Below are 3,129 nucleotides of genomic sequence, written 5' to 3'. Positions count from 1 at the left end.
CGGTGGGCGGCCCCGAGGGCATCGGCGGCAAGCTGCCCGGGACCGGCCCGCTGGACGCCTCGCGGCCGGAGAACCTGAGGACGGACTCCGACGGCTCCGCGGCCCCGGCCGGGGACAAGTCGGCGAAGCCCCCGGCGGGCAGTCCGAGGACGACCGGCGGCGACGGCTCGACGAGGACGTCGTCCGAGGCGCCCAAGTCCTCCTCGAACAACGAGAGGCCGGAGGCGCCGAAGCCGGCCAACACGACGGGGGGCCCGAAGGAGACGCCGGAGCAGGCACCGAGGCACGAAGCGGAGCAGACGACCGCGGAGCAGAGGACGGCGGAGCAGACCTCGGAGGGGTCCGCCCCGCCTGTGACGCGGTCCAGGACGGAGTCGTCGGCCGAGGCGCCGATGACGGCGGAGCAGCCGGCCGCACCGCCCCGGCAGCACGACGACGGCGGGAACCAGGGCACCCGCGAGCGGCAGGACCTCGACCCGAAGCCGAAGGACTCGCACGACCCCAAGGACCCCCAGGACCCCAAGGACCCGAACGAGCCCAAGGAGACCAAGGAGACCACGGGGTCCGACAGGTCCGACGGGCCGTCGAGGCCCCGGCCGGAGCCGCAGCCCGACCTGCAACCGAAGCCCGACGCACAGCCGAAGCCCGAGCCGGTCGTCCACGAGCGTCTGGACTACCTCCGCACGGGCGGCGACGGCGACGTCCCGTGGGACCGCGGCAACTTCCTGCCCGAGGGCGAGGGGCGGCAGCCCGGGTGGGTCGCCGGCAAGCCGGGCGCCGACCTGCCGGACGTGCTGTCGCTGCTGCCCGTCCGGAACGACCGCTACACCGTCGCGATCCACACCGACGAGAGCGGCGTGCCCGTATCGGCCAAGGACCTGGCCGCCGTGATCGTGGGCCTGGACAGCCTCGGACACCTGTCGGGCGGTCGCCGCACGATCGAGTTCGTCTCCTGCAACCTCGACAGCGCGCACCCGAACTACATCAGGCAGGTGATGGCCGAGGTCTGGTCGCACCCGAAGCTCGCCGACCTGAAGGCCGTCGCGGCGAACGGGCCGGTCTGGGTGGCGCCAGGGTTCGACGGTACGACCATGAAGACGGCCTCGGGCACCGGCCACGTGATCGTCGCGGACAAGGTCGGCTTCGACTCGCTGGGCCGCCCGGCGGTCGTCGGCGGCGGCGAATGGCACACGTACTCCAAGTCGCCCGACGGCGACCAGCCGATCGTGACCACGACCGCGTCGACGAAGCCGACGGAGTACCAGCACCAGTCCGAGGGCGACCTGCGCCCCATGGACACCGCCGTGCGCTTCGGCACCGAACCGGACTCCTACCACTACACCGACGCCCCCGAGCACATCCGCGCCGAGGCGGACGGCGAGCGGGCGGAGCAGTGGCGCCGGACCCAGCGGGACCTCCAGGACCAGTACGAGGCCAAGCTCACCGATGCGGCCGAGGAGCTGCGGGCCGACCCGGACGGCAGCGGCCACCGGCGCGAGGACGAGGCCGAGCGGCTGCTGAACGAGGCCCTCGACGCCCCCGGCCGGTTCCCGGAGGATGCGCCGGCGAACCTGCGCGGAGCGGTCCACGAGCGCGCCCGGGCGATGATGTACGAGGAGCTGGCCGCCCGGCCGGGGGAGCGCGAGCGGATCCTCGGCGACCTCGACGGCCTGGTGCGGGTCGCCTCCGTCCGCGAGGCGGCCGTCCGGGTGGCGGTGCAGCACTTCGACCGGGCGGCGGCCGCCTGGAACGCCCCGCGGATCACCGACGGCGACACCGGCGTCGCCCACACCCCCGACCGCACCCCCGCTCCCGTCGTGGACCTCGTCCGGCAGGACTTCAAGGCGCGGGCGGAGGCGGAGGTCGCCCGGATCTACGCCGACGCGGACAGCCTCACCACCGAGGCCAACACCCGGGCCGGGGACGCCCTCCAGCGGCTCACCGAGCACGCGCGCGACGAACTCGCCCTGCACACCGACCGGGCGAACGCCCTGGCCCTCGCCAAGGACCGGGTCGAGCGGGCCGCCCACGACTGGTACGAGCGGCTCTCCCCGGCCGACCGGGAACTGCTCGACGCCGCCGGGGTGACGGAACGCCCCGACCTGTCGTCGAGCAGCATGCAGGCGGTCCGGGACCGGCTGCGCGACCGCCTCGCCGCCGACTTCGAGAAGGCGGCCGGCCCGCTCGACGCGGCGACCGGCAAGCGCCGGGACCGCGACGAGGCCGTGGAGCTGTTCACCCGCTCCCTGGCCGGGCACGACCGGGCGCTGCCGCACGAGTTCGCCGTCCAGGCGGTCCGCGAGGCGGCGATCCGCCGGGCCGTCGCGGAGACGGAGAAGGCGGCCGAATCCTGGGCCGAGGACGCCGCGCGCAAGGAGTTCGCCGAGAAGTTCGGCGCCGGCGAGTCCGACGTGCTGCGGGCCAGGGACACGGTGCTCCGCGAACTCGCCGAGGAAGCGGACCGGGCCGCCGCCGAACGCGTCGGTGAGCCGGCCGCGCTCCGCGGCGCCCTCGACCGGCTCACCGACCCCGCCGCCCTGCACGACCGGCTCACCCACCAGGCCGCCCGCCTCGCCGTCCGCCGGCAGGCCACCGCGGAGGCCCAGGCCGTCGCCCGCGAGCACGGCCTGTCCATGCACGCCGCCGAGCGCCTGGCGGAGGGCCACGGCGACCGGATCGCCCGCGCCTTCGACGAGTCCTTCCGTTCCCACGAGGACCTCGCCGGCCGCCAGGAGCACTGGGAGGAGAGCCGCCGCGAGCTCACCGGGGAACTGGCCGAGCACGCCGCCTTCGAGAAGGAGGCCGCCCCCGCCCTGCGCGAGGCCGCCAAGGGCTTCGACGGGCTCGCGGCGCGCCACGACCTCAACGAGGCCCTGACCGACCACCTCAAGCGCGAGTACGGCGACGACTTCATCGCCCACTACCGCGAACTGTGGACGCTCGCCCACTTCGACGCGGCCGGCTGGAAGGCCCACCAGCGCGCACACGAGGACGCCTTCGGCCGCCGGACGGAAGCACATCCCGAGGAGGGCGGCGACCGCTCCCCGGACGGGGGAGCCGCGGGGGCCCTGATCCGGACCACCGGCGGCGACCACGGCGGCGCCGACGACCGGGGGGCCGCCGACCGAG

At 75.4% G+C, this 3,129-nt stretch carries 2 pseudogenes; one reads left to right on the top strand and one right to left on the bottom strand.

What is annotated here, in order from left to right:
* A pseudogene (locus ACIQOV_RS34585) lies at nt 1-196 on the bottom strand (hypothetical protein); the annotation flags it as partial.
* Between the two features lie 196 nt (nt 197-392).
* Between ACIQOV_RS34585 and ACIQOV_RS34580 the strand changes: the two are divergent.
* Nucleotides 393-3,129, top strand: a pseudogene (locus ACIQOV_RS34580) (hypothetical protein); the annotation flags it as partial.

Source organism: Kitasatospora sp. NPDC091257 (genome assembly GCF_044757675.1).
Taxonomy (GTDB): domain Bacteria; phylum Actinomycetota; class Actinomycetes; order Streptomycetales; family Streptomycetaceae; genus Kitasatospora; species Kitasatospora lactacystinica.
The sequence above is the reverse complement of the archived record's forward strand: the minus strand, read 5'-3'. Positions and strand labels throughout refer to the sequence as shown.